The sequence below is a fragment of the Myxococcales bacterium genome (genome assembly GCA_016720545.1).
Lineage (GTDB): Bacteria > Myxococcota_A > Polyangia > Polyangiales > Polyangiaceae > JAAFHV01.
The window spans coordinates 792,292-818,285 of the sequence record JADKKK010000001.1 but is presented as its reverse complement, the minus strand read 5'-3'; the positions used below and the strand labels follow the sequence as shown (position 1 = coordinate 818,285).

Here is a 25,994-nt window from a genome sequence, read left to right as displayed (position 1 = left end):
ATATGGTCTACTCGTTAGTACCAGAAGGAGGAAAACGATTGGACCAGCCTTCGAGGCCTGCGCTCTCTCTCTCCCTCGCGCCGCCGGAGTCGGACCACGAGGGCCTCGCCGCGCGCGTGCACCGCACCCTCGTCTCCGAGGTTCGTCGGGGGCGGCTCCGTCCAGGTCAGCTCCTGCCGGGAAGCCGCCGGCTGGCCGAGGCCTTCGGGGTGCACCGCAACACCGTGCTCGCGGCGCTCCGTGAGCTCGAGGCGGAGGGGTGGGTGTGCGCCGAGCCCGCGCGTGGCACGCGGGTGGCGAGCGGGCTGCCGGCCCAGCCACGGCGCCCCGCGCCGCCGCCGCCCACCGCCGCGCGCCCAGGATTCGACCTGCCGCGCTTGGATGTGGAGGACCCCTCGCCCGCGGCGGTCCCGCGCGCGGCCCCGCTGTCGTTCTCGGGGGGTGTTCCGGACGTGCGGCTCGTGGACACCGCGGTGTTGGGTAGGGCCCTCCGCCGCGCGCTCCGCGATCCCGGAACGCTGCGGTACGGCAGCTCCCAGGGCGATCCAAGGCTCCGCGAGGCGCTCGCGGCGATGTTGTCCGACGCACGCGGCGTCCCTCGCGCGGCCGACGAGCTGGTCGTGACCTCGGGGAGCCAGATGGCCCTCGACCTCGTGGCGCGCGGCCTCTTCGCGCGTGGGGCGCGCGTGGCCGTCGAGGCGCTCGGCTACCGTCCGGGGTGGGACGCCTTACGCCGCGCGGGGCTCGAGCTCGTGCCGGTGCCCGTCGACCGCCACGGCCTCGACGTCGAGCTGCTCGCGGATCTCGCGCGGCGTGCGCCGATCTCGGGTGTGGTGCTCACGCCTCATCACCAGTACCCCACCACGGTGACCCTCTCGGCGGAGCGCCGCCTCTCGCTGCTCGCCCTCGCGCGGCGACAGCGCTGGCTCGTGGTGGAGGACGACTACGACCACGAGTTCCATTACGAAGGGCGCCCCGTCCTGCCGCTCGCGAGCGCGGATCCTGGGGGCAACGTCGTGTACGTGGGGACGCTCTCGAAGCTCCTGGCGCCGGGCCTTCGCCTCGGCTTCGTGGCGGCTCCGCGGGCCGCGATCGCGCGCCTCGCCGACGTGCGACGGACCACCGATCGCGAGGGCGTGCACGCCGTCGAGCGCGCGGTCGCGCTGCTCTTCGAGGACGGCGACCTCGGGCGGCACGCGCGCCGGGTCCGTCGCGTGTATCATGCACGCAGAGACGCCCTGGTGGAGCTCCTCCGCGCGAGCCCGCTCACCTTCGCGGTCCCCCACGGGGGGACGGCGCTCTTCGCCTCGACGCCCGCTGGAGTCGACGTGGACGCGGTCGTCGCCGGGGCCGCTGCCCGCGGCGTGGCCCTCCAGTCCCCCCGCTCGTTCGCGTTCGACGGCCTGCCGCGACGGCACCTGCGCCTCGGCTTCGCGCAGCTCGACCTGCCCGAGCTCGCGCGGGCCGCGCGCGCCCTCACGCTCGCGCTCGACGAGGCTGCCGGCGGAAGAACCCTTGGGAGAAATCGGTTCACGTGAGACCATGGTGGGGCTGTGAGTCGTGGTCGCACTACCGGCAAGCTGGGTAACGACTGGGTCGTCGTCGGCCTCGCCGCGCTCGCGTGCATCGCCGGGCTCGGGTGCAACGACGCCGTCGCGAAGGCCAGGGAGCCGAGCGGCCCGCCGCCGGCGGAGGAGGGCATCAGCTTCGCGGGTGGCGCCGGCGCGCGCGAGCGAGCAGCGCCGCCGCCGGTCACCATCGTCACGCCGGAGCGCCCAGCCCCGGCCGCGGTGGGGGCGCTCGAGAACCTCCGCGCCCTTCGCCGGCTGTACGAGGGCCTCGGCCGCCTCGAGGACGGCACGGCCCGCGAGGACGTGCGCATCGTGCAGTTCGGCGACTCGCACACGGCGGCCGACCTCGAGACGGGCACCATCCGGCGCGCGCTCACGTCCCGGTTCGGCGACGGCGGCCGCGGCTACGTGCAGATCGGGCGCCCCTGGAAGAGCTACGCCCAGGAGGGCGTGCGCACGGGGATGACCGACTTCATCGGCGAGCACAGCGGCCCCAAGTTCCACGGGCGACCGGGCAGCGAGGGGCTCTTCGGCCTCGGCGGAGGGGCGATCGCCACCGACCGGCGCGGTGCGCGCGCGTGGGCGGAGCTCTCGGCGCGGGCCAACGTCATCGAGCTGTCGTACCTCCAGCAGCCGGCGGGCGGCTCGTTCGATTTCATCGTCGACAACGTGCGGGTCGCGCGCGTGCAGACGCGGGGGGTGGCCTACACGGCCGCGTTTCGCGCGGTGCCGGTCGCGGACGGCCCGCACACGGTCGAGGTCCGCGCGCTCGGCGACGGCGACGTGCGCGTGTACGGCCTCACGCTGGACGCGAGCGCGAACGGCGTGACGGTCGACGCGCTCGGCATCAACGGCGCCCGGGCGACGGCGCTGCTCGCCTGGAACGAGCCCCACGTCGCCGAGCAGCTCCGCCGGCGCACGCCGGATCTCGTGGTGCTCGCCTACGGGACGAACGAGTCCGGCGACGACGCCACGCCCGAGCGCTACGAGCGCCACCTCGTCGACGCGCTCTCACGAGTAAAGCGCGCCGTCCCGAGCGCGTCGTGCCTGCTGCTCGGCCCGCCCGACCGGGCGATCGAGACCAAAGACGGCTGGATTACGTCGCCCAAGATCGTCGAGATCGTGCGCTCCCAGCGCCGCGTCGCCCAGGCCGCGGGGTGCGCGTTCTACGACCAGCTCGCGGCGATGGGCGGCGAGGGGAGCATGGCGGCGTGGGCCGTCCAAGACCCGCCACGCGCCGCGCGTGATCGCGTGCACCTCTCCCGCGACGGTTACGCGCAGCTCGGCGCGAGCTTCGTCGCCGACCTGCTCCGCGGCTACTCGCTCTACCGGGCGTCGAAGGCCCCCGCGCAGCCAGCGCCTCCGCAGCCGGCGCCCGCGCCCTGAGCGCGCGCGCGCGTCAGCGGCGGCTCGACCAGGTCCCAGAAGACCGATCAGGGGCCGGCGTCGCCGCGTGCCTGTCGAGCGTCGAGCCCGGCGACGATCGCCTTCTCGAACAGCACGCCGATCGCCTCGGCGCCCGCGGGCGTGGGGTGCGTGAGGTCGGAGGAGGCGAGCGCAGGCTTCGCCTTCAGCCATCGCCCAATCGTGCCCTCTCCGCCCATGGCCTCGTAGGTGTTCCAGAAGGCGCATCCGTTCGCCAAGGCGACCTTCTTCTGCGACGCCACGATCTTTGGGATGATCTTCTTGGTCTTCACCACGCCGGCCGAGCGCTCGCCGCGGTCGAGCGGGGCAGCGAGCATCACCGAGGCGCCCTGGGCCGCAGCCTTCACCTTGAGCAGCACGGTGGTGAGCGTGCGCTCGTACGAGGCCTCCGAGAACACGGGCGCCTCGCTCTCGTTCGTGCCGAACTGAAGGACCACGAGCGACGGCTTGCGCAGCGTCATCTGCTCGCGCCAGTGCCCGTCGTCCATCGGGACCCACAGCAGGCTCTGCGCACCGTTGGCGCCGAGCGCGTCGTACACGACGCCCACCGCGCCGGGGGCCGGGGGCGCGCCGGGGACGTCGTGAACGTCGCGCTCGAGGACCACGCCGAAGAGGCGTACGTCCCCGCCTCCCACCGCGCGGAGGCGCATCTTGCGGGGGCCGTCCTCCACCCGGAACGAGTGCACCTTCGACGACTTGGTCTCCGCGCGCGTGGAGACCCGCTCGGTCTTGTCGCCCGACTGGACCTCGAAGTCGCCGCCGCCGGGCTGCGCCAGGTAGTACACGTCGAAGCGGGACACGGCGCGCCCGTAGTCGCCCTTGTCGGCCGCCCCGAACGTCGCGATCGCGCCGCCTTGTCCGTGAAACGTGACCCCACCTAGGCCGTACTGGCGGTCGTTGGTGAATGGGCCGGTGATGCGATTCGCGTTCCAGCCCTCGCCCGCATAGTGGACGACGTCGTTGTGAAAGTACCACTCCCACGGGTTCGCCACGAGGATGAACCCGTGACCGGCGTCGCCGTACCGCGCCTGCATGCGTCGGCGCAGGGTGCCGGAGATGTAGTCGCTCGTGATGACCGAGTCGCCGTAGTGGAGGATTCGCGTGACCGCCCCAGGCTGCTTCGCCGCCGTCGCCGCCAGTTGCGTGTAGAATGCATCGAGCGCGTGGCCCGTCGGGTCGTCGATCGCGAGCGAGCCTGCGGTCTTCGCGAGCACCTCGGGATCGAGCGGCGCGCTCGCGCTCCCGTGGCTCGGCAACGCGTTCGCCTCCGTCGCCTGGTTGCCCGCGGCCCGCAGGGCGGTCTCGCCGGCGCTCGCCGCGGGCGGCGCCGTAGGGGGCTTGGTGCCGTCTCTCGCGTCTCGCTCGTCGGTGTCCGCGGGGGCCTCCCACGGCAATTGCCCGATGCGGAGGCGGGTGAGCCACGCGGGCGAGCGCGACGGCGGCACGAGGTGGGGCAGCGCCACGAGGGCGATCAACACGCCGAGCGCGACGGTGGTCTTCTGGCGCGAGAGGGGCGCGTCGCCCCCGGCCTTGGGATCGCCCGAGGGAGCGGCCTCGGCGCCGGCGGGCTCGGTGTGCACGCCCTCGTGGACGGCGTGGAGCGGCGCGGGGTCGTTGGCCATGCACCTGCCCCTAGCGAACGTCGTGGGCGGTCGTCCAGCTGAACACGCGCGAAGGCGACCTCGCGCGCGGCTGGCGAAATGGCCGCCCGTGCCACACGTCGTGCCCGATCGTCCGCCGCGCCTAGCTCGCGGAAATGGGCCAGGAGCGCGCCTCGAGGCGGTCCTTGCCGCACCGACCTCCGCGCTCCGGTGCGGGCACGCTTGCGTTGCGCGCCTGCGTCGGACTAGTTGCCGTGGGCCAGTCGGTCCTCGACGCAGCGCGCTCCTCCCGAGCGCGCGGGCGCCGGCGAGCCTCACGAGTCGATGCTCTTCAACAGCGCGCTGTACGGCGTCTTCCTCCTCGCGGTGTACGCGGTCTTCTGGGCGCTCACGCCGAGGGCCCGCCCGGGCGCGCCGCCGTCCGTCGGCGTGCTCGCGACGCGTCGCCTCCTCCGCGCCCTCTTCCTCGTGGGCGCGAGCTACGCCTTCTACTTCTACGGGACCTACGACGCCGCGCTGGACGCCGCGGCGGACAAGGCGCCGCCGCTCAGCCCGCTGGCGTGGAGCGTGCTCTGCCTCGGCATCATTTTCGTCGGCAGCACGCTCGATTTCGCCATCGGAAACAAGCTCGCGGCCACCCAGGACCCGCGTCGCCGCAAGCTCCTCTTGTTGGTCTCGGTCACCTACTACCTGGGTGTCCTCGCGCTCTTCAAATACTGGAACTTCGGCGCCGACACCGTGGTCGACATGGCCCGCGTCGTCGGCGTGACGCTCCGCCCAGTGCACCTTCGACTGGCGCTCCCCTTCGGCATCTCGTTCTTCACGTTCGAGACCATGAGCTACACGATCGACGTCTACCGCCGCGAGATCCAGCCCGCGCGCCGATACCTCGACTATCTCCTGTTCGTCGCGTTCTTCCCGCACCTCGTCGCGGGCCCCATCGTGCGCCCGCACACCATGTTGCCTCAGTTCGAGCGGGAGCCCGTCGCGACCGACGACACGAAGGCGCGGGGGATGTTCCTCATCGCGACCGGCCTCGCCAAGAAGCTCGTCATCGGCGACACGCTGGCCGTGAACCTCGTAGGGCGGGTGTTCGACAACCCGGAGCGCTACTCCTCGCTCGAGGGGCTCGTCGCCGTCTACGCCTACGCGATCCAGATCTACTGCGACTTCTCCGGCTACACCGACGTCGCGATCGGCAGCGCGCTGCTCTTCGGTTACGAGCTGCCGCTGAACTTCAACGCGCCCTACACCTCGCGCGACCTGCAAGAGTTCTGGCGGCGGTGGCACATCTCTCTCTCCACCTGGCTGCGCGATTACCTCTACATCTCGCTCGGCGGCAGCCGGGGCAGCGCGTGGAAGACGTACCGCAACCTGATGCTGACGATGGTGCTCGGCGGCCTCTGGCACGGCGCGAGCTGGAACTTCGTCATCTGGGGGGCGCTCCACGGGGGCGCGCTCGCGGTGAACCGCGCATGGCAGCGGGCCCGCGAGGCCCGGCTAGCGTCGCTCGGCGTCGGCCCAGCGACCCTCGCCACGCGGGACGCCGCGCCGCTGTGGCGTCAGGCGCTCGCCGTCCTCGCCACCTTTCACTTCGTGTGCGTCGCGTGGATCTTCTTCCGCGCGCAGACCTTCGCGCAGGCGAAGCTGCTGCTCTTACGAACGGTGGGCGTGCGCGAGGTGATGGACCCCGTGACCACCGAGCTGAAGACGGTCTTGTCGTTCACGCTCACGACGCCGAACCTGTCGGCCAAGGTGCTGCTCGCGCTCGCGCTCGGCTTCGTCACGCACTTCCTGCCGCGGCGCGCGTACGAGGGGGCCTACGAGGCGTTTCGGCGGAGCCCCGCCGTGCTCCAAGGGGTGATGCTGGCGGTGGTGGCCTACGCGCTCCACCTCGCGGCGGGCGCGAAGTCCGAGCCGTTCGTCTACGGGCAGTTCTGAAGCATCGCGGGTGATCTCTGACACGGGCACACACGGGGGCCGAAACCTGGAGGTCGTCGCACGCGAGGATGCCGCGGCGGCCCAGGCGTGATAGCCCGGTGGCCCGATGCTCCCGTTCGTCTTCATCGACGCCTCCAAGCTCGGCCCCTTCAGCCCGTTTGGCCTGTGCATGATGGTCGCGTTCTTCGCGGGTAACGCCCTCACGGCGTGGAGAGCGAAAAAGGTCGGGCTCGACGAGAAGCTCTTCAGCGAGTTTCTCGTCGCGTGCCTCGCCGGAGGGTTCTACGGCGGCCACTGGATCGACCTGATCTTCTATCACCCGGAGGAGCTGCTCGCGCACCCGTGGAAGCTCCTGTTCTTCTGGTACGGCCTGAGCTCCACCGGCGCGTTCGTCGGCGCCCTCGGCGCCGCCGCGGTCTGGAAGTATTACGACTTCACCCGCGCCGGGCTGCGAGTGCGGGTGACGCGCAGAGAGAGCCCGATTCCGCTCTTGCCCTATGCGGACGTGAACATGGCCGTCGGAGCCATCCCGTTCGCGATAGGTAGGCTCGGCTGCGCCCTCGTGCACGACCACCCGGGCAGGTTCACGCGGCCGGGTCACCCGTTCGCGCTGCAGTGGCCGCTCGACGAGAACGACGGAGTCCACCACGTGTTCGGGCCGCTCCACGTCGTGACGGGCGGGAGCACCACCCGCTTCGACCTGGGCCTCATCGAGTGCATGGCGCTGACCGTGATCGCGGTGGTGATGGCCTCGCTCTGGAAGAAGCGCTTCCGCCCCGGTGTGCTCACCGCGATCGCGTGCGGGCTCTACGGCACCGCGCGCTTCTTCTTCGACACCCTCCGCGTCCAAGAGGGGCCCGACGCCGAGCTGCGGTACCTCGGGCTCACGTTCGCGCAGTACTGGTCGGTGGCGGTCGTCGCGCTCGGGGTGTACCTCGCCGTTCGCGCGCGCCGCCTGGCCGTGGCCGAGGCGCCCGGTGGTCCACCGCTCCCGCGCGGCGAGCCCTGACGGCGGCGCTACGCGAGGTCAGCGGCGCCGCCGCGCGACGGCGAGCCCCACGAGGACCATCCCGAGCGCGACGAGGGTCCCGCCCGCGGGGGCTCCGCGGGTCGTGGCGCAGCCGCCGGAGAGGCGGCTCGGGTACCCCGCGTTCCACGTGTCCGTGGCGATGGGCAGCGCGCGATACGGCACGATGGGGGCGCCGTCGAACGTGGCGCCGAAGGTCGCGTGCTTCAGCCCGAGGCCGCTCGAGCCCAGCTGGAACACGAAGCTATAGAGGCCCGGGGCCCGCCGCGTCACGGGGCCCACGCTCTGCGGTGTCCCCTCGATGGTCACCACGCCCGCGAGCCGCTGGAGGTCGAAGAGGTCGGCGCGCGAGACCCCGTCGGCCGTTCGGAGCTCGAGGATCGCGGTGATGTCGCGCGAGCCGTCCGCGGGGACGTAGTCGGAGCTCAGCGCCATCCAGCTCGCGCGCGCGCTGGGCATGAACGCGCGCGGATCGCGGCTGCGCTCCAGGGCGTCGAGTGAGCCGAGGGCGTCGACCTCGCCGGGGCCGTTCTGGTCTTGAAATGGCGCGGGGCCACGGAACGGGTGCGCGCCGGCTTGCAGCAGGGCCGCGACCTTGTCCTGCGTCAGCGTGGGATCCCGCTGGAGGAGCAGCGCGGCGACGCCAGTGACGATAGGGGACGCCATCGACGTGCCGGAGCTCACTCCGTGATCCGAATCCACCAGCAGACAGCTCGGATCGGGGCTCCCCCCCCGCGGCGGGCACGAAGACGTCGTGAAGATGCTGCGCAGCGAGCCCACCGGCGCCTGGTGTGAGGCGGTCGACGCCACCACGCCGCCCGGCGCCGCGATCTCCGGCTTGGGCACTCCGTTCGAGTTCGGACCGGCGCTCGAGAACCAGCACACCTCGCCGTCGACCAGCGCGCGGGGCTCTTCCCCCGTGGGGAGCAGGCCCAGCGGGTCGGTGCGAGGGACGGTGAGGCCCACGTTCGATCCCGTCCCGCTCGTCCAGCGCGTGCGGTTGACCGTGCATCCTACACCTATGATGGAAGGGTGCGCGGCGGGCAGGTTGATCGTGCCCTCGCGGACGCCGTTCTCGAAGCGCGGCACGTCGTCGCCACCGGCGTGGCCGCCCAAGGACTGGAGGTAGAGCTCGACGTTCGTGGGCGTGTCCGCCCCGTTCGCGAGGACGATGGAGTACACGCCTGCGGGCCACGCGCCGGTCCATACGACCACCGCGCCCCGGTGGCCCACGGGCACGGGCGAGTCGGCGGGCGCCGAGCCGTTCACGATGCCCGCGCGGAAGGACCCCTCGCGCCGGCCCTGATCGGTGCCTTCGGCCACCGGCGCGAGCCACGTGCCGGTGGGGAGATCGAGGCCGACGGAGACGCTGCCGCGTCCGCGGAACGACGCCCACACTTGCACGGAGCCGCCGCTCGCCGCCGGCGAACGCACAGGGACCCGGACCACCCCGCGCGCCGGAACGTGCACGCTCTGGTGGATGGGCAGCTCCGCGACCGAGCCGCTGTTGCCCGCCGCCGCGACGATCACGCGCCCAGGCTGGCTCGGGCCAACGAAGGACGCGACGGCGCGCTCCCATAGCATCGAACCGTCGTGCGGGCCGAAGTCGCTACCGAGCGACAGGTTCACGGCGACGGGTCTCTTCATCCGCGTACCGACGGCGAACATGAAGCCCACCGCGCGCACGAGGTCGTCGTTGTCGATCGAGTCGGTGCCGGGCCGGGTGATGCGCGCCGAGACGATACCGGCCTTCGGCGCGACTCCTGCGAGCTTGCCCGCGCCGCCGCCACCCGCGGCGATGCCGGTCACGTGCGAGCCGTGCCCGATGTCGTCGGTCGGTAGATCCGCCGCCGCGCGCCTCGCGAGGATGTCGTCGATGTCGGCCTTCGAGTACACCGCGCCGGCGACGAGAGCGCCGCCTTCGTCGCGTACACCGAACTCCGCCTCGAGCGCGGCGTGCACCCCCCGCGGCTTCCGCGAAAGATCGAGCATCCACTCGACGCGTGTGGTCCCGTCGGCCGCGAGGAAGTCGGGGTGCGTGAGGTCGGCGCCGGTGTCGGCGACGCCGATGAGGGTGCCGGTGCCGTCCGCCCCGGCGAGGTTCGCGGCCCGCGAGCGGGTGACGAGGCCGACTCGGTCGTTCAGGAGGTGCAGCGTCGGAGCCACCTCGACGCGGACACGCGGGTGGGCCGCGGCGAACGCCAGGATCGCGCGGCGCCCCGTGAGCCACGCGAGGCCGGGGGTCGCCTCGCGCAGCCCGAGGCTCGCCGCGGTGCTGCCGGGTGGCAGCTCGACGAGGCCAGAGACCACACCCGAGCCCGGCGCGAGCGTCGCCTCTGCGCGGTCCCCGAGCACGCGCAGCAGCGCGGGCCCGTTGGGGGTGTCTGCGTGCGCCGCGCCGGCGCCGCCGAGCGTGAGGGCGAGCAGGAGGAGACCGGCGCCGAGCCGAGGGCGCCGCCGGAGTCGAGGCATTCGGGCATCCTAGAGCGCCGAACCGCTTGACGACCGAGGATTTTCGCCGAGTTGCGAGCCGTGCGAGGCGCGACGACGAGTCCTACTGCTGCTAGGCGAGGAGGAGCAACGAAGTACGGCGACGTAAATCGGCGAAAAGCCGACCGAATCAAGCCGTTCGGCGCTCTAGCTAGCAGCCCCTGCGGGGTCCCCACGGGGTTCCTTCGGCCGAGCTACCCCGCGCGCCGCGCGCAGCTCGAACAAATGCAGAGTGCACGGGGTGGTCGGGCTCGCGGACGGCCGACCGCACCGTCGGACGCACGCGCGCGCTCGTCTACTTCGCGAGCTTCGCCGGATCCTCGATGGCCTCCGGCGTGCAGCCCGGGGGCGCGCCGGGCGAGCAGCGCGAAGGGATCCCTCCGGGGATGACCACCGAGTACGACAGCCCCGCCACGGGGGCAGGGAAGTCGGTGCTCACGAGCTGCGCGCCGCTCGCCAGCGCAGCCTCGCGCTGCGCAGTGTTGTTGGCGCGTGCCGTCGCGGGGCTCGAGTCGGCGCGTGTGCGCACGATGTAGCCCGCCGCGAGCGCCTTCTTGATGTCCGCGGCGCTGGCGATAGGGTCGTTCAAGATCATCAAGGCAGCGAAGGGATCGTCGAAGCTCGACTCGGCGAACACGAGGCGTCCGTCCAGGTTCTTCTTTCCGCGGGTGTAGCTGTCGCGGAAGCCGCCGGTGTCGTTGAGGTAGAAGAGGAAGCGCCCGCGCGCCTCGCCGAGGGTGGGCCAGCCGCGCGCCGCGACGCCGGCGGCGAGGGTCGGCGAGGCTCCGCGCACGTCGTCTGGCGTGACGAGCCACGGCCGCTCGAACACGGAGAGGATCTCGCCCTCCATCGCGGCGATACGCGCATCGTTGGCGGCGCTGGAGGCGAACTTGGGCTCCAGGTGGATGAAAATCGGGTGATGCCCCGGGTGGGCGGAGGACCAGCCGCGGAGCGCGAGGAGGCAGTCGGTGAACACGCGACAGGTCGTGCGGTCGTCGAGCAGGCCGATGTGGAACACCTCGTAGCGCTGGCACTCGTCGTCCCAGTGAAGATCGAGCTCGAAGCTGCGCACTCCCTGCTTGTCGAGCTGCTCGGCGAGCGGCGCGTGGGAGTAGGCCCAGTCGACGAGGTCGGAGGTGGGCTGCACGTGGTAGCTGTTGTGCGTCGCCTTCGCCTGGAGGTGGTTCATGCGGAGGGTCGCGTCGAGAGGGTAGCTCGCGGTCGACTTCACGAACGCCAGGGGCTTCGGCTTCTCTCCGCAGGCCCCGCCCGCGTCGCCGGCGTCGGTCGCGGTGAGCCCTGCGTCGCCGCCCGCGGGCGCGGACGTCGAGCACGCGGAGGACGCACCGCCGACCAGCGTGGCGAGCGAGACGAGCGAGGCGAGCGAGACGAGCGCGGCGAGCGCGGCGAGCGAGCCCGTGGAGAGCGGTCGCGGCGGTCGAGTTGGGCGGCGGGCGGCAGGTCGTTGGGCACGCCCCAGTATGCGGCGGCGCGATGGCGAACGCGAGGCTCACTTCGTGCAGCGCGATCCACCGCACGAGCGCGCTCCCGGCGTGTTGCTCGTAGTCGATGCGGAGCTGCCAGTCGACGTCGTCGCCTGGGAGACGCCCGACCGTGTCCTGCGGCGACACGAACAAGTGCTCGACCTCGCGCCCGAGCCGGCGCCGGAGGATGAACGCGAGCGCACGCTTCAGCTCGTCCTCGAGCGCGGGCAGGTCCGGGTGTGCGGGAGCCGTCTGCCGAAGCGCGGCGATGAGGGCCCCTGCAGCCTCCGCGCGGCTCGCCGCGGCGGTCACACGGGGCGGAATGAGCGGTCCAACCCCGAAGCCACCCTCCGCGTCGAACGGGGTCTCTCCGGGGCCGTATTGGATGGCGCGCGTGTACCGGTGCCAGCGCGCGCAGAGAGACAGCGCGCTCCGCGGGTTGGCGACGTCGCGCGTGGCTTCGGGGGAGATGAGCGCGAGCTCGGCCGCGGCCTGGCATGTCCAGTGCTCCTCGCCGAAGTAGTACTGACTGCCGAAGAACTCCCAGCTCCGGCCGAGGCGTGCGCTCCCGCGCGTCGCTGCGGCGAGATCCGCGGGGTCGTGGTTGAGCTCGTAGGCCTTCGCGAGCGCGAGGGTGGCCTCGCCCGAGTAGTAGAGCACCTGCTGGTCGATCGGCGCGCGCGCGCGGCGGTCATAGAAATGCCGAAACTCCCCGTCCGGGCGCTGTTGGTCGCGCAAGAACCGTGCGAGAGAGGCGACCGAAGCCCGGTAGCCGGTGTCGAAGCCGCTCTCGTCGAGCGCGGCGAACGCGAGGATGGCGAGCGCCGAAGACCCCACCTCTGCGACCGGCTCGAGCGCGACGCACCGGTTCGCGCCGCAGTCGGCGAACACTCCGTCGCGGAGGAGCGCCGCCGCTCGCTGGGCCGCGGCCACGACGGCGGGCTCCCTCGTGATCCCGGCGGCCTGCGCGAGAAAGAACGTCGCGCCGGCGTGCCTCGGCCAGCTGTACGAGCCGTCGGCCTCGTTCGTCACCGCGCGCACGAGGTACTTGTAGTATCCACGCGTATCGACGAGCTTCGCGAGGTGGAGCGCGAGCTCGAGCACCGCGCGACGCGCCAAGCCGGTCGTGAGCTCGGCCGCCGTCGCGGGGCGAGGTGAGGCGCGCTCCGGCGCGACGTCGCGCCGGAACCGCAGGCGAGTGAGCTCCGCCCGCGCGCGCACCTCGGCGACCGGGACGCCGAGGCGCTCGGCGAGGAGCGCGAACGTGAGCTCGGGATCGGTGCCGAAGCCGATGCCGGTGTGGGGATCGGCGTACGCGTGCTCGTAGGCCGACACCCGGAGCAGGTCGTCCACGGTGACGATCGCCTCGCGCCCGTCGAGGCGCGCGCGCACGCCGTCCTTGCCGGGGAGCAGGGCGAGCGCGAAGAGGCGGGGCTCGGTCGACACCGGCCCCTCGGCCACGACGACCTCGCGCACCGTGTCGACCGATAGCGCGCTCGCCGCCCCGGCCACGTCGCCGCGCGACGACGCTCTCCCGACCAGCTCGCCGCGTCGCCAGGTGCTCGTGACGACGGTCGCGTCCGCCGGCGCAGTGGGGCGCAGCCGCGCGCGCCCGTAGACCGCGGCGCTCGCGACCGTCAGCGCGAGCCCATAGCCCAGCAGCACGCCGGCGAGCCGCCCGTCGCTCACCGTGGCCGCCTGCGCGAGAGCCAGTGCACGGCGAGCGCCGGAGCGACGATGAGGTAGGGGACGAGCAGGGCCGCGACGAGCCCGAAGATGAGCGCCCCGCCGCTCCCCACGGGGCCATAGAGGCCGGCGATATGGCTCGCGGTGAGGGCGAGCGCGGCTACGGTGACGAGGCCCACGGCGAGGACGCTCCAGGCGACCGCGCGCGCGAATCGCTCACGCCACTTGGCGCGCGCGAGCAGGCCCGCCGCCGCGACCGCGAGCGCCCCGCAGAGCGCCGCGGCCAGGGTGTCCACCCACACGTCCCGCACCGGCAGGCCGCGAAAGACCCCCACCCCGACGAGCGCGGCGAGGGTCGTGAAGTACCCGCCGAGCGTCCGTCGCGCCCGCTCCGACAGCGCGGCGCCGCGGGTCACTTCGCGAGCAGCCGCATCGCGACGACCGCCATGAGCGCGCCGACGAGCAGGAACGTGACGGCGACCACCGCGAGCATCTTGACTGGCGGCGCGGAGGTGGGAAGCGACACCGGTGAGTCGAGTGACTCGCGCGGCAGCGAGCTGCTCGGGGCTGGCGCCGAGTGCGGTCCCGCAGACGGCGGGGGTCGTGCGGAGTGGGGCTGGTGCGACGGCGGCTTCTGCGACTGTGGCGCGCCCTGCGACGCCGCCGGCTGCTGCGATTGCGGTGCCGAGTTGGGCGCCGCCGATCTAGGCGCCTGCGCGGCGACCGGGGGCGCGACCGAGGCCGGCAGCTCCGTGCCGCCTGCGAGCACGGCGTCGAGGGCGTTCGAGAACTCGAGCGCGGTCGGGAACCGCTTCGCCGGGTCCTTCTCGAGCGCCTTGTCGAACACCGCCTGGAGCAGCGGCGGGAACGTGCGGTTCGGCGCCCGCTGCGCGAGCGTGAGCGGCTTGGTCATGACGTGGTGCTGGATGAACTCCATGCCGCTCTTGGCATCGAACGGGAGCTTCCCCGTGAGCGCCTCGTACAGGATGACCGCGAGCGAGTAGATGTCGCTCACGGCGGTGAGCTTCTTGCCCTGCGCCTGCTCGGGGCTCATGAACTCGGGCGTGCCGAAGACCATGCCCTCTTGGGTGAGCGCGATCGACCCGGGCCGCATTTCGCGCTCGGTGACCTTGGCGAGGCCGAAGTCGAGGACCTTCGCGTAGTCCTTCATGCCCGCCTGCTGGCAGAGGAAGACGTTCTCGGGCTTGAGGTCGCGGTGAATGATGCCGGCCGCGTGCGCCTCCGCGAGCGCCGCGCACACCTGGCGCAGGATGGCGACCGCGCGGTCGAGGGGCATCGGGCCCTCCGACCGCACGGTCTGGTTCATGTTCTTCCCCTCGAGCAGCTCCATCACGATGTAGAGCGACCCGTCGTCGAGCTCGCCGTAGAGGAAGACCTTCGCCGTGTTCGGGTGCGTGAGGTGGCTCATCGCGCGAGCCTCCCGTCGAAACCGAGACGCGAGGTCGCGGCGGGTCGTGAACTTGGGGTGGAGGATCTTCACCGCCACCATGCGGTTCATCGCCGGCTGCACCGCCTTGTAGACGGCGCCCATGCCGCCCTTCCCGATCTTCTGGAGGATCTGGAACTGGCCGTCGAGGATGTCCCTCCCGATGAAAGGGTCCTGAGCAGACATGCTGCCGTGATACCACGAATCGGCATGCGGCCTTCCGTCATCGTCGAACGGAGCGAGGTCCTGGACCGCGCGGGGTTCGTCCACGGGTTCTCGGGGGCCGGCGCGGACGCGGCGCTCGCGCGTTCGTCGGATGAATTGGTCAGAAATATCAGGATGATAGGTGGAGTGGTTGGATTCGACGCCGGCCGGCTCTTCTCGGTGCGGCAGGTGCACGGGACGGCGACCCACGTCGCCGACCTCGCGGCCGGCGATCCGGTGGCCTTCCTGGCGCTCGAAGGCGACGCCGTCGTCGCGCTCCCCGGGGCCCCCCAGGCCGACGCGCGCGCGGCCGTGGGCGTACGCGTCGCCGACTGCGTGCCGATCCTGGTCGGGTGCGAGCGCTCCGGCGCGGTCGCCGCGATCCACGCCGGGTGGCGCGGCATCGAGGCGGGCGTGATCGGCGTGGCGGTCGAGGCCCTCCGCCGCCTGGCGCCCGGTGGCGGCCACCTCGCGGCGATCGGGCCGCACATCGGCGCATGCTGCTTCGAGGTGACCGAGGGCATCGCGGACGCGATCGCGCGAGCGGCCTCCGAGCCCGGCGTGATCACGACCCGCTACGGCGAGGGGAAGGCCAAGGTCGATCTGCGCCTCGCCGCGCGCGCGCAGCTCCGCGCCGCGGGGCTCGCCGCGGAGGCGATCGACGACGTGGGTGGCTGCGCTCAGTGCGCGCGCGCCGAAGGCGTGCCCCGGTACCACTCGTTTCGGCGTGACGGCGCGGCGAGCGGGCGCATGCTGGCGGCGATTTCCCCACGCGTTCGGTAGCCGCTCGGTGAAGTTGCGGATCGTGATGGACGCCGACGCGCCGATTTACCTCGGCGAGGTGGCTACGAGCGCCCGCGGATCGGCGATGAGCGCGCTGACGAACCGCGCCCGAAGGTAGAAGCCCTTGGGCACGGTGGCGACCAGGTCGCCGTCGGCGGTGGTCGTGACGAAGGTCTTCTTGCCCGTCGCCGCCTTCGGTCGCACCTGCATGACGCGGCCCCATCGCGCGGTGATCTCCTCGACCCGCCCGGTCGCCAGCGCGCCGATGATCTCGTCGAAGTCGGTCCGGAGCGCGGCCTCTTGTTCGGGCGTAGGGCTCCACAGTCGCGGCGTCCCGATGCGCCGCCTGCGCCAGTCGGCGTCGGCCGCGAGCAGCGGGATCCAGAGAACGCGTAGGAGCTTGCGCCGCGCGGCCGACGTCTCCCACTCGAGCTCCTCGGCCCGCGCGAGGTCGATTCGGCACACGTAGGTCGACTCGATCGCCCGCCCGTCGGCGCGCATCGGCACCGTCTTCAGCTCGACGCCCAAGTGCGGGAAGTCGGGCTCGCTGCGGGAACCTGCCGTCGCGCCCAGCGCTCGCTCGAGCAGCTCACCCCACTTGCCCTTGGTCCTCCGCGGGTCGCCCGGGATCACCACCCCCAGCGCGTCGGCCAGCGCGCCCAGATCGTGTCCCGCGAGCGCCTCCGCGCGCGCGCGGAGCTCGGCCTCCGAGCGCGGCGTCGCCGGTCGGCTCGTCGCGGTCGGAGGGCGCGTCGGGCTCATCGGGACGTGGCCTTGTCGAGGTCCTCGAGAAACCGAGGGGTCGCGCGCTCCGCGTAGTGGCGCGCGAGGTAGATCGCCGCCTCGGGCTCGGGGTCGAGCAGGCTCGCCGTGAAGCCCTCGCGGCTCGTGCCGGTCGCCGCGCGCGTCGCCACGCGCACCGCGTGCGCCGCCGCCAGCGAGTAGAGGCGCCGCGCGCGAGCCCGGGCGCCCGGCTCACGGCCCGCTGCCCGCTCGAGCCGTCGGAAGAGGGTGCTGTCGTCGCGGACGTCGAGCGCGACCTGGAAGAGCGCGCACGCGATCGCCTCGGGCCTGTCTTCTTCGCGGCCTCGCAGGCACGGCGACGTGTCCTCGAGGGCGAGCGGGGCGAGGGGGGAGCCTCGGTACCGCGGATCGGCGTGGACCACATCGAGTCGGAAGGTGCGACCTGGAGCGCGCGCGTCGACGGCCGCCACCACCTCCGTGAGCAGCCTAGGGAAGGTCTCCGGCAGGCTCGCTCGCAGACGGGCCCGTGCGAGATCGGTGCGCGCGAGGATCTTGGGCCACGCTCGCGCCAAAAACCAGGGCAACGCCGCTGAGAAGACCTCGTCGAGGCGAGCTCCGCGCAGCGCCGCCTGGGCGCACGCGGCCGACCCGCAGCCCGACAGCTCCCGGGTGGTGCGGCTCGCGAGCGCGTCGGTGTCGGCGGCGTCGAGCACCACGGTGTACGCCTCACGGGCGCGCGCGAGCTCCGCGGGCGCGCGCAGCGACGGGCGCGCCGCGAGCTCGATGAGCCACAGGTGCAGCTCCACGTATGCGCTCGCCTGGAGAACGAAGCTCTCGTCGCTCGTCGCCACCACCTCGGGCGCCGCGCGCGTCGGCACGCGCGTCGGGGCGTCGCTCGCGCAGCCGGCGAGCAGGGCCCCGGTCGTCAGGGTCGCCGCGAACATCGCGGTCGCGCGCGCCCCGATCGGTCGGCCGTGGCCGATCTCAGCGCGCCCGAGGCTGGTCGCGAGAGAGCGTGACATTGTAGACGCCTTTTCCCGTCGCGATGGTGTCCGGGGCCTGTTCGGGCTCACCCGCCGGCGGGGCCGCGGGCGGGTGGTAGAGGCGCATGTCGGCCACGCCCACGCGGTTGCCTTGGCGCACGACCGTGGCCTCGCACACGAGGTCGGCGAGCCGCGCGGGGCGAAGGTAGTCGATGCGGAGATCGATGGTCGAGACCCGGCCGCGAGCGTCGCGCAGGCCCGTCCACACGGCCGCGCCGCCTGCCGTGTCGGCGAGCGTGGACAGCACGCCCCCGTGGAGCGCGGGCCGCATCGGATCGCCGACGAGCTCGGCGCGGAAGGGGATCCGAAGGCGGGCGTAGCCCTCGCGCACCTCCTCGCACCGAATGCCAAGGAACCGATTGAAGGGGATGAGCTCCTCCATCACCCGAGCGAGCTCGGAGAGCTTCATGGCGATACCTCGCTTCCGGCTCGTGGTCGCCCTCGACCTTGGTTCGCCCCTCGTGGGCTCACTTCGAGGTTCACGGGCTCACGCCGGCGACACGTACTGCGCGTCGATCCACTGGGACTGGCCGTCTTGGAAGACGACGAACACCTGCGCGCCTTGGACCTGCTGCACGACCCCCGGGTAGCGGTTGCCGTTCGCCCACATCACGGACACGTTCATGCCTGGCAGGAACGAGCCATACGCCGCCGCGGCGCCGCCGTACCCCTGTTGGGGGGGGGGGGTGTAGGGCTGTTGCCCATAGGCCGGCTGCTGTTGCCCATAGGCCGGCTGCTGCTGGCCATAGCCCGGCTGCTGTTGCCCAAAGGCCGGCTGCTGTTGCCCAAAGGCCGGCTGCTGCTGGCCATAGGCCGGCTGCTGCGCGGGCGCCTGCCCGTACGAGGCCGAGGGTTGCTGGCCCAGCGGGTTGCCGATCGGCGCGTAGTTGTAGGAGCTGGCGGGCTGCTGCGCGAGGGGGTTTCCGAGCGGACCCTGCGCATAGGGGCTCGCGGGTTGCTGGGGTTGCGCGTACGGGTTCGCGGCGGCTGCCGCCGGCTGCGCCTGGGCGTAGGGGTTCGCGGCCGGCGCCTGCGCCTGAGCGTAGGGGTTGGCGGCTGGCGCTTGGGCCTGATAGGGGTTGGCGGCTGGCGCTTGGGCCTGACCATAGGGGTTGGCGGGCGGCTCCGGCTGAGCGTACGGATTCGCGGCGGCCGGCTGCGCCTGCCCGTAGGGGGTCGCGCTCGCGTGCGCGTCTACCGGCGCGCCGTACGGATTGGACGTCGCGCCGGCCTGTGGGGGATACGGATGGGCCACTTGCGCGGAGTCCGCGTAGGGCGCCACCTGGTGCTGGCCGTACGAGGCAGCGGTCGCCGGGATCGCGCCGACCGCCGGGGGCGCAGGGGCGGGTGACGCCTGGGGAGTCGGCGGCTGCTGCACCGACGGATGAATGGGGTGCCCCACGGCGAGGCCCGCGTGGGCCGGCGCTGGAGCGGGCGCCGCGGACGGCGCTGCGGCCTCCGCGCCCAGCGGTCCCGCGGGGCCCCCCGTGAGGGGCGGCGAGGGCGCTCCCTCCGGGAAGGTGGCCGCGAGCGCCGCTCCCGAGAAGCTCGGCGGCGGCGGCACTGGGACATAGGGATCGGGCGTCGTGCCGAGCATGGAGAAGGCGGGCTCGACCGCGGGGGCGCGCGCGGCGGCTGCAGGCCCGGAGGGGGCGGTCGGCGGGGGCCCGGGCAGGTCTCTCGGGTCGGTCGTGACGGCGAGCGGAGACGGCGCGGCGGGCTGCGGGGGTGGAGGCGCAGGCGCGGGAGGGGCGGGCGCCTCGGGCTGAGCGGGCGTGGCGGCCGGCGGAGGACCGAACTTGGCGAGCAAGTGGGGCATCGCCGTGAGGGGCACGGTGGCGTTCACCGGGCGCTTCGCGATCGGCGACTGCGGCGACGTCTGTCCGAGCGCCTCGAGGGCGCTCTGGGGCGGCGTCGCCAGCGGCGCCTGGCTGTCCGGCATGGCCGTGCGGGCGAGCGGGTCGACGTCGCCGCCGACACGCCCCACGCTGATGACGTCCGAGGTCGGGCTCGACGGGGCGGGCGCGTCCGCGACCGGCGTCCCGCACGCAGAGCAAAACTTCCTCACGCCGATGAGCTCGGCGTGGCACTTCGAGCACGTGGTCATGTTCCCGCATCGTCGCACGGGGCCCCCACCGTGCCAACAGGCAGGGTGGCCGGCCCGTGAGCTCAGCGCGGCCCTCTCCGCCGCCCCTTGTAGGCCGCAGGAGGTGCCGCGCCCGGCTTCACCCGGATCTCGAGGCGGCCTCGAAAGCCGCCGAGATCGACGTCGAACGCCCGCTGGAGGGCGAGGCCCGCCGCGTCCGCCACCGCGTCGAGCCGCCGCGACGGGGAGACCCACACGAGCCTCCCGCCCGGCGCGAGCGCCGCGCCGACTCGCCGGAGCATGTCGACCAGCAGCGCCTCGTGCTCCCCCGGCAGCACGCGCCGGCCGAGCGGCGGGTTCGTGAGCACGGTCGTCAGGCCGGCCGGGCAGGGCACCTCGCGGGCGTCGCCCTGCCGGACGTCGACGGTGACGCCTGCGCCGCGGGCGTTCTCGAGCGCGGCATCGATCGCGCGCGGGTCGACGTCGGTGCCTACGAGCGCGCGCGCCGGCCCGAGGCGCGCCCGCTCGATGAGCTCGAGCCCGGAGCCGCAGAACGGATCCCACACGACGTCGTCGGGGCGCGGCGCCGACAGCCGCGCGATCGCCGCGGCGACCGTGGGGTGCGACGCGGCGGGCACGTCGCGGGTGCGGTAGCTAAATCGTGCAGATTGCACGTTCTTCGGCTCGAGCAGCGCCGCCAGTCGGTCTCCGCGCTCGCTCACCGTGAACGACCAGTCGCTCTCCGTAGGATCGTTCAAGAGCGGCGCCCCCGAAGCGGCGACACGTCGAGCCACCTCGAACACCGCCGCCCGCCCGTAGCCTTCGCTCGTGAGCACGAGGCGAAAGCGCGCCTTGCCGCCGCGCCCGTGCCCCTCCGTCGCCACCACCTCGAGGACCGCGGGCGACGTGAGGAAGGCCGCCACGCGCGCGGGCAGGCCGCCGTCGGGCGCCTCGGTCGGCGGCGAGTAGGCGTCGAGCTCGAAGGCGAGCGACAGCGCCGTGCGGGCCGCGAGCACCTCGCGCAGCGGCCCCGTGTGCACGACCGACACGAACCCGCGTCCGGTGTACATCACCTGCGTTCGCGGCCCGCACGCGCCGAGCTCTTCGGCGAGCACGCTCTCGAGCCCCTCCCGGCACGTGAACCGCAGCGACACGCGGCCACGCGCGTCTCGCGGCGCCTCGAGATCGAACGCGGGCCCAACGGCGCCGCGCGTTTCGCCGCGCGAGGCCGTCCGCGTGACGAGGAGCCGCGCCTTCTCCACGACGCGCGCGGTCTCGGGATCGGGGGTCGTCACACGATCGAGCGCGCGCAGCGTGGCCCGCCCACCCACCTTGCCGAGCGCTTGAACGAACGCGCGCACGTCCTCCCCGCGGGCGACGTCGCCGGCCTCGCCGGCCTTGCCTAGCGCGTCGAGCGCGTCGAGCAGCGGACCCTCGGCGTCGGTCGGTGACACCTTCGCGAGGAGGTCGCGGCCCAGCGGCGCTCTTTGCCGGTGGCCTCTCGGAGACGTCGCGCGAGGTAGGCGCGCGCCGGCTCCCCGCCAAGCGCGCCGAGCAGCCTCGCGACGCGGTACGCCTCGGGCCGGGGCGCCCCCTCGGCGAACGCGATCACTCCGACGGTCGCGGCCGCCCCGGCCCGCACGAGGGCGGCCTCAGCTCGCTTCGCGTTCGCCTGGTCCTCGCCCACGAGCAGCGCGCACAGCGGCGCCACGTCGCGCCGCCCCGGGGTGAAGCCAGGATCGGAGAGGCGCTCGAGAAGCGGTGGCCGCGGCATGGCGCGTCACTACCAGAGCGCGGCGCCGGCGTCGCGCTCACGGCGCCCCCGGCCAGGGGCGCGTGATGTCGCAGGAGGCCGCGCGCCGAGCGAGGCGCACGCCGATGTTCGCTGATCCGAAGGAGGTGGTCGGGCGCCGGCTTCGGGGGCGCGGCTCAGCGCACCTGAATGGCGATCTTCCCGCGCGCGCGCCCGGTCTCGCTGTAGGCGTGAGCCTCCGCGATGTCGGCGAGTGAGAACGTTCGGTCGAGCACGGCCTTGATGTGGCCCGCGTCACACAGCGCCGCCAGCTTGGCCAGATCCTCGCCGCTGCACTTGCGGATGACGGGCCGCGCCTTCACCCCGCGGGTGAGCATCCCGCACACGATCATCGACGCGATCTTCCCGCCCGCCGCGACTACGCCCAGGTTCGGCCCGAACTTCTTCGCGAGCGCGGGCAGATCGGAGTTGATCGACGCGAGCCTCCCCCCGCGCTTCAGCACCTTGAACGCTCGGCGTTTCGAGTCACCACCCATCGCCTCGAGCACGACGTCCTGCGGGGGGAGCACCTCGTCGAAGCTCTCCTTCGTGTAGTCGACCACGGTGTCCGCCCCGAGCGCTCGCACGAGCTCCTCGTTGCGGCCGCTGCACGTGGTCGCGACGTGTGCGCCGAGGTGCTTGGCGAGCTGGATGGCGAAGCACCCTACGCCGCCCGAGCCGGCCTCGATGAGCACGCTCTCGCCCGCCTTGAGGTCCGCCGCGTCGACCAGGCACGCCCACGCGGTGAGCCCCACGAGCGGGATCGAGGCGGCCTGCGCGTGCGTCATGCTCGCAGGCTTCTTCGCGACCTCGTCGGCGCGAATGGCGATGAGCTCGGCGTATGTGCCCTGTCGCTTGTGGTGTGGTGAGCTCCACACCTCGTCGCCCACCACGAACCCGGTGACGTGACTGCCCACTTCGACGACGACGCCCGAGACATCCATCCCGAGCCTCGCCGGGAGAGAGAGCCGCACGGCGCCCCGCTGGGACCCCGCGCGAAGTTTGCAATCGATCGGGTTCACCGACGACGCGTGCACCTCCACCAGCACGTCGTCGACTCCGCACTGCGGCGGGGGCACGTCGTCGATGACGAGCACCTGGGGGCCGCCGTAGCCGTGGATTCGCGCTGCCTTCATCTGCCTCGTCGACCTTCGTCCTTCTATTTCGGGGGGCAGCGCACGCGCGTGCGGGCACGGTACCACACCTCGGTGTCCGTCGAGTAGCGCGGGCCCCCACGCCCGGCCGTAGCTGACGAAAATGCAGATACCCGCCACCGCAAACTCCACGAGCTCGCACCGCATGACGCCCGTCGCGGTCCCACGAAGTATGCGCCTCGCTCACGTTGATCACGGCGTGGACCCCGGCGACTGCCACGCCGCGCACGGCAGGGGACACGCCTCGAGCTGGCCGGCGCGGGCCGCCACGCCCTTCAGCGCCGCGCGGTCGGCCAACTCCCAGCCCTGAAACGGACCCGCCCGAGCGGATGCCCCATCGTCCGAGACGGGGTCGCGCGGCGCAAAGCTACGAACGTCCGCCTCCCGGGATGGCGAAGAACAGAGAGGTGACAGCGCGACAATCGTGTTGTACTTACGAAGACTTGGAGGAGTGGCCGAGTGGTCTATGGCAGCGGTTTTGAAAACCGCCGACGGTGCAAGCTGTCCGGGAGTTCGAATCTCTCCTCCTCCGCCGAAACTATGCGTGAAACCGAGAGGCGTGATCTGCGACGCACGGGCGCCTGCCAGGCCGTGCTGGCGCTCCTTACGGAGCAGCAGTGAGCGGCGCCCTGCGGCTGCGGCTGCGGCGCTTCCTGCTCGACGACGAGGTCGACGAGGACGTCGAGGACGTCGAGGTAGGGCTCGTCACTGAGCTGGGCCTCGATGATCGAACCGTCGTCAAGCGCCACCATCGCTACGTCAACGAGGAGCACAAGAGCACCCGCCACGAATCGCGCGTCTACGCGACGGCCGCGGCCGCTGCCCGCGCGCTCGAAAAGAGCATCAAGACCCTCGAGGGCAAGGGCTACCTCGAGGATGAACCGGTCGAGGTCGAGGTCGACTTGCAGGAGGCCGCGGCAGCGCGGGCCGACGCGAAGGCCGTCAGCGACCCGCTGCGAGTCGTGAGCGACGAGTGCGCCGTCGAGTTCGCGCGGGCCTGGTCGGCCCGCGGCTACAAGCTAGCGCTGACCTTCGTCGAGGAGTGTCGCGGTCGGCCACGTGGGACCCACCCCGCGGCGATCGCGGCCGAGTGCCTGGAGCTGGCGGAGGCCTGCTTCGGCGTGACCTTCGCCCGCAGGACCCGCTCTGCCGACGACGAACACGGGGCGATCCGCCGCGTGGGGGCGCGCCAGCTCCACGAGTTCTATGAGGGACCGCTCGCCGTAGCGGCGCTGGCCCAGCACCGCCTCGAGCGCGGCGGTGGCGACACCGATGACGCAGACGTCGGCGGCGGGCTGGCGCGGATGCGGCGCCTCCTTCTCCCCACGGCCTGATGGCGCCAGCCGTGCGAGCAGAATTGTTCGTTCATCGGTGCAATGGCAGGCAGTGTTGGCGGATCGGGAGGCGCGCCTCGGGGCGCGGTGACGCCGGTCACGCGGCCGTGGGCGGCGACCGTCGCAAGAGCCCTCGCGCGCGCTCCGTGACCTGCGCGAGGAGCTCCGGAGAGCCACTGGGAGGAGGCAGCTCCGCGAGTGTCTGCGTGACGGCTCCCCGCACGGCGGGGAGGTCGTGCGAGAGGCAGTACTCCAGCACGGACCAAGCGAGCTCGGCGTGGGCGTGCTCGTCCCGGGCGATGGTCTCGAACACGGCGCGCGTCTGGGGATCGCGCGAGCTCTCTGCGGACTCCTTCGCGGAGAGGGCGGCTTCGCCTTCGCCTAGGCAGCCGTCGGCGAGGCTATCGCACGCGATCGTCGCCAAGGTGTCTTCGAGAGATAGCGACTCTTCGGGGAGCTTCTCGAGCGGCGTGAGCTCGAGCTCGACGGGGCTCAACGCGCTCACGCGTTCGGTGCAGAGCCGTGCATGCACCGACTCCTGCGCAGCCGCTTGATGGCAGCGTTCGACGAGGGACGAAGGCGCGTGCAGCGCCTCCAGGGCGTCAGCGAGCTCTTCGAACGCCGTGACGGAAGCGAGCTCCAAGCGCGCGTCGCAGGCCCAACGGAAGGCCTCGCGCAAGCTGGCCTCGCATGGAGCGCGGGGGCTCGCGTTCGGTCGGGCGCGGAAGCTCGCGCGGGGTTGACGCAGGCGGCGCGGGCCGGTGCCGCGGGTGCGCGCGGGGCGGCCGTGCATGCCCGAGAGGCCCGAGAGGACCAGCGCGAAGAGGCCGGTCCACATGAGACTCAGCACGACAGCCGTGATGCGAGACCACATCGGGGCTTGGAATCGCCAGGACAGATAAAAGCCAAGCCCGAGCGCCGCCAGGCCCAGGATTACCATCCCGGCGAACCTCGCGGCGCTGCCCATGTCGTAGCGTGGACGCGCGACCCGGGTGATCCCGTCCGCGAAGAGGACCTTTCCGTCGTGGAGCACCAGGGAGCTCGGGAGGGACCGAGGCTCGAGCATGGGAGCCACGGGGCTCCACGCGCGCGTCGCGAGGCTGAACGACCAATTGCCCTGGCCCTTCGCGAGCAGCACACCGGCGGGAATCCCCAGGAGGACTCCCTCCGACAGCGACGGCAGTGGAGGCCCAGGCCACTCCGAAGCGCTCGGCCCTCCCGCGGGCAGCGGCGCTGGGGTCCACGTACGGGCCGCGAGATCGAGCAGCCACGCCTGCCACGGACCCTCCTGTCCCAGGTCCCCGACGTACCAGGCCGTGGCGACGAACACCTGCGATGGCGACGCCGCCGCGGCCCGGACGATCTCGATGGCGCTGCCACCGGGCGGCGACGGGAGCTCCACCCAGCGACCGGTGGTGAGCTCGACGAAGGCAAAGAACCGGTCTTTGCGCTGCCACTCCTGCTCGGACCACGCGAGGGTCGATCCCGAGATGAACAGCCGCTCACCAGGGAGCGACACGAGGGTGTCTGCGCTCACCGGCCGCGGCGTCGGCAGCGTGCGGCATTGGCTGCGGAAGCCATGGCGCAACAGGGTCGCGTCCTGGGCGTCCGAGGGTGTCGTCACGCTCGCCTGCCGTCCATCCTGCAACGGGGCGCCGCACGTGGGCCCGTCGTCCTGTGCGACCTTGCGAAACGCGAGCGTGGTGGGGTTCCACTCGAGCGCGCCTTCGCCGCAGCCCTCGAGCGTGATCGCCCCGCTGGGGGCCTTGACGAGGGTTCCGCGGCCGGAGCACTCGTGGGCGCCGGCGGCGGTGAAGCGCTGCGTGCTCGGGTCGTAGAGCTCGGCGCCCCTGGGCAGCTCTGTCGTGCCCCGCCACTGCACGTAGCTCGACGCCACGAGGACGCTCCCCGCGAGCGCCAGCGCGAGGAACAGGCCGACGAGCCAAAGTATGCCCTTCAACATCCCAATCTGATACCCGAAAATACCCGCCCGGAGAATGGGGGTCGGGGCGCCGCCCGTGACGTTCGCGGAGAATGATCCCACGCGCGCGCGCTCCCTCGCAGGAGGTCAACGATTCCCGAGTAGTAGCGTACTCGGAGACCTCTACTTCGAGCTCGGAGACCTGGACGTGGCACGCCGAAGGTACGCCGAGCGCCGCGGCGAACGTGGGAGTCAGGCCGC

The 25,994-nt window shown here is 72.6% G+C and carries 20 protein-coding genes and 1 tRNA gene; 8 read left to right on the top strand and 13 right to left on the bottom strand.

Annotation, left to right across the window (positions count from 1 at the left end; translation table 11 throughout):
* Positions 1-2 precede the first annotated feature (2 nt).
* Positions 3-1,538 carry a PLP-dependent aminotransferase family protein gene (locus IPQ09_03400; GenBank protein MBL0193266.1) on the top strand — a complete coding sequence of 512 codons (1,536 nt, stop codon included), beginning with the start codon at positions 3-5 and terminating at the stop codon, positions 1,536-1,538.
* A 15-nt stretch (positions 1,539-1,553) separates the two neighbouring features.
* Positions 1,554-2,957, top strand: a complete 1,404-nt coding sequence (locus IPQ09_03395; GenBank protein MBL0193265.1) for a hypothetical protein — start codon at positions 1,554-1,556, stop codon at positions 2,955-2,957.
* 47 nt (positions 2,958-3,004) lie between these two features.
* Here IPQ09_03395 and IPQ09_03390 read toward each other — a convergent pair whose 3' ends face one another.
* Complete coding sequence (locus IPQ09_03390) at positions 3,005-4,618, bottom strand: hypothetical protein (GenBank protein ID MBL0193264.1); 1,614 nt, start codon at positions 4,616-4,618, stop codon at positions 3,005-3,007.
* 303 nt (positions 4,619-4,921) lie between these two features.
* On the opposite strand from IPQ09_03390, the gene IPQ09_03385 reads away from it, so the two are divergent.
* Together IPQ09_03385 and IPQ09_03380 are read left to right on the top strand one after the other, a co-directional pair.
* Positions 4,922-6,538, top strand: a complete 1,617-nt coding sequence (locus IPQ09_03385; GenBank protein MBL0193263.1) for an MBOAT family protein — start codon at positions 4,922-4,924, stop codon at positions 6,536-6,538.
* A 106-nt stretch (positions 6,539-6,644) separates the two neighbouring features.
* Positions 6,645-7,547, top strand: coding sequence for a prolipoprotein diacylglyceryl transferase (locus IPQ09_03380; protein ID MBL0193262.1), 903 nt, complete (start codon positions 6,645-6,647; stop codon positions 7,545-7,547).
* Between the two features lie 18 nt (positions 7,548-7,565).
* On the opposite strand, the gene IPQ09_03375 is transcribed toward IPQ09_03380, so the two are convergent.
* Positions 7,566-10,037, bottom strand: a complete 2,472-nt coding sequence (locus IPQ09_03375; GenBank protein ID MBL0193261.1) for a S8 family serine peptidase — start codon at positions 10,035-10,037, stop codon at positions 7,566-7,568.
* A 313-nt stretch (positions 10,038-10,350) separates the two neighbouring features.
* Positions 10,351-11,286: a hypothetical protein gene (locus IPQ09_03370; GenBank protein MBL0193260.1), complete on the bottom strand. Its 936-nt coding sequence runs from the start codon at positions 11,284-11,286 to the stop codon at positions 10,351-10,353.
* Positions 11,287-12,314: 1,028 nt separating this feature from the next.
* Here IPQ09_03370 and IPQ09_03365 point away from each other — a divergent pair.
* On the top strand, positions 12,315-12,593 hold the full coding sequence (locus IPQ09_03365) for a hypothetical protein (protein ID MBL0193259.1): 279 nt from the start codon (positions 12,315-12,317) through the stop codon (positions 12,591-12,593).
* 631 nt (positions 12,594-13,224) lie between these two features.
* Here the strand turns inward: IPQ09_03365 and IPQ09_03360 are convergent.
* Positions 13,225-13,641 (bottom strand): hypothetical protein, encoded by a 417-nt coding sequence (locus IPQ09_03360; protein ID MBL0193258.1) that lies wholly within the window; start codon positions 13,639-13,641, stop codon positions 13,225-13,227.
* The gene (locus IPQ09_03355; protein MBL0193257.1) at positions 13,638-14,858 is read right to left on the bottom strand and encodes a protein kinase; all 1,221 of its coding nucleotides are present in this window, start codon (positions 14,856-14,858) and stop codon (positions 13,638-13,640) included. The genes IPQ09_03360 and IPQ09_03355 overlap by 4 nt, the downstream gene beginning before the upstream one ends.
* A 24-nt stretch (positions 14,859-14,882) precedes the next feature.
* Between IPQ09_03355 and IPQ09_03350 the strand changes: the two genes are divergently transcribed.
* Entirely contained in the window at positions 14,883-15,659 is a 777-nt protein-coding gene (locus tag IPQ09_03350; protein ID MBL0193256.1) for a polyphenol oxidase family protein, read from the top strand.
* A gap of 45 nt (positions 15,660-15,704) precedes the next feature.
* Here the strand turns inward: IPQ09_03350 and mutH are convergent, their stop codons facing one another.
* From mutH to IPQ09_03315, 7 genes are all read right to left on the bottom strand, one after another.
* Positions 15,705-16,421 carry a DNA mismatch repair endonuclease MutH gene (gene mutH, locus IPQ09_03345; GenBank protein MBL0193255.1) on the bottom strand — a complete coding sequence of 239 codons (717 nt, stop codon included), beginning with the start codon at positions 16,419-16,421 and terminating at the stop codon, positions 15,705-15,707.
* Positions 16,418-17,425 carry a hypothetical protein gene (locus IPQ09_03340; GenBank protein ID MBL0193254.1) on the bottom strand — a complete coding sequence of 336 codons (1,008 nt, stop codon included), beginning with the start codon at positions 17,423-17,425 and terminating at the stop codon, positions 16,418-16,420. Before IPQ09_03340 ends, mutH begins: the two co-directional genes overlap by 4 nt.
* Positions 17,388-17,855 carry a PaaI family thioesterase gene (locus IPQ09_03335; protein MBL0193253.1) on the bottom strand — a complete coding sequence of 156 codons (468 nt, stop codon included), beginning with the start codon at positions 17,853-17,855 and terminating at the stop codon, positions 17,388-17,390. The genes IPQ09_03340 and IPQ09_03335 overlap by 38 nt, the downstream gene beginning before the upstream one ends.
* Before the next feature lie 78 nt (positions 17,856-17,933).
* A complete protein-coding gene (locus IPQ09_03330) occupies positions 17,934-19,553 on the bottom strand; it encodes a hypothetical protein (GenBank protein MBL0193252.1) in 1,620 nt (539 codons plus the stop codon).
* A 62-nt stretch (positions 19,554-19,615) separates the two neighbouring features.
* On the bottom strand, positions 19,616-20,986 hold the full coding sequence (locus tag IPQ09_03325; protein MBL0193251.1) for a methyltransferase: 1,371 nt from the start codon (positions 20,984-20,986) through the stop codon (positions 19,616-19,618).
* Positions 20,935-21,306, bottom strand: coding sequence for a hypothetical protein (locus IPQ09_03320; protein ID MBL0193250.1), 372 nt, complete (start codon positions 21,304-21,306; stop codon positions 20,935-20,937). Before IPQ09_03320 ends, IPQ09_03325 begins: the two co-directional genes overlap by 52 nt.
* Positions 21,307-21,461: 155 nt before the next feature.
* The gene (locus IPQ09_03315; GenBank protein ID MBL0193249.1) at positions 21,462-22,460 is read right to left on the bottom strand and encodes an NADP-dependent oxidoreductase; all 999 of its coding nucleotides are present in this window, start codon (positions 22,458-22,460) and stop codon (positions 21,462-21,464) included.
* 463 nt (positions 22,461-22,923) lie between these two features.
* Between IPQ09_03315 and IPQ09_03310 the strand changes: the two genes are divergently transcribed.
* A tRNA-Ser gene (locus tag IPQ09_03310) sits at positions 22,924-23,010 on the top strand.
* Between the two features lie 85 nt (positions 23,011-23,095).
* The gene (locus IPQ09_03305; GenBank protein MBL0193248.1) at positions 23,096-23,812 is read left to right on the top strand and encodes a hypothetical protein; all 717 of its coding nucleotides are present in this window, start codon (positions 23,096-23,098) and stop codon (positions 23,810-23,812) included.
* A 97-nt stretch (positions 23,813-23,909) separates the two neighbouring features.
* Here IPQ09_03305 and IPQ09_03300 read toward each other — a convergent pair whose 3' ends face one another.
* On the bottom strand, positions 23,910-25,856 hold the full coding sequence (locus IPQ09_03300) for a ferritin-like domain-containing protein (protein ID MBL0193247.1): 1,947 nt from the start codon (positions 25,854-25,856) through the stop codon (positions 23,910-23,912).
* Positions 25,857-25,994 lie beyond the last annotated feature (138 nt).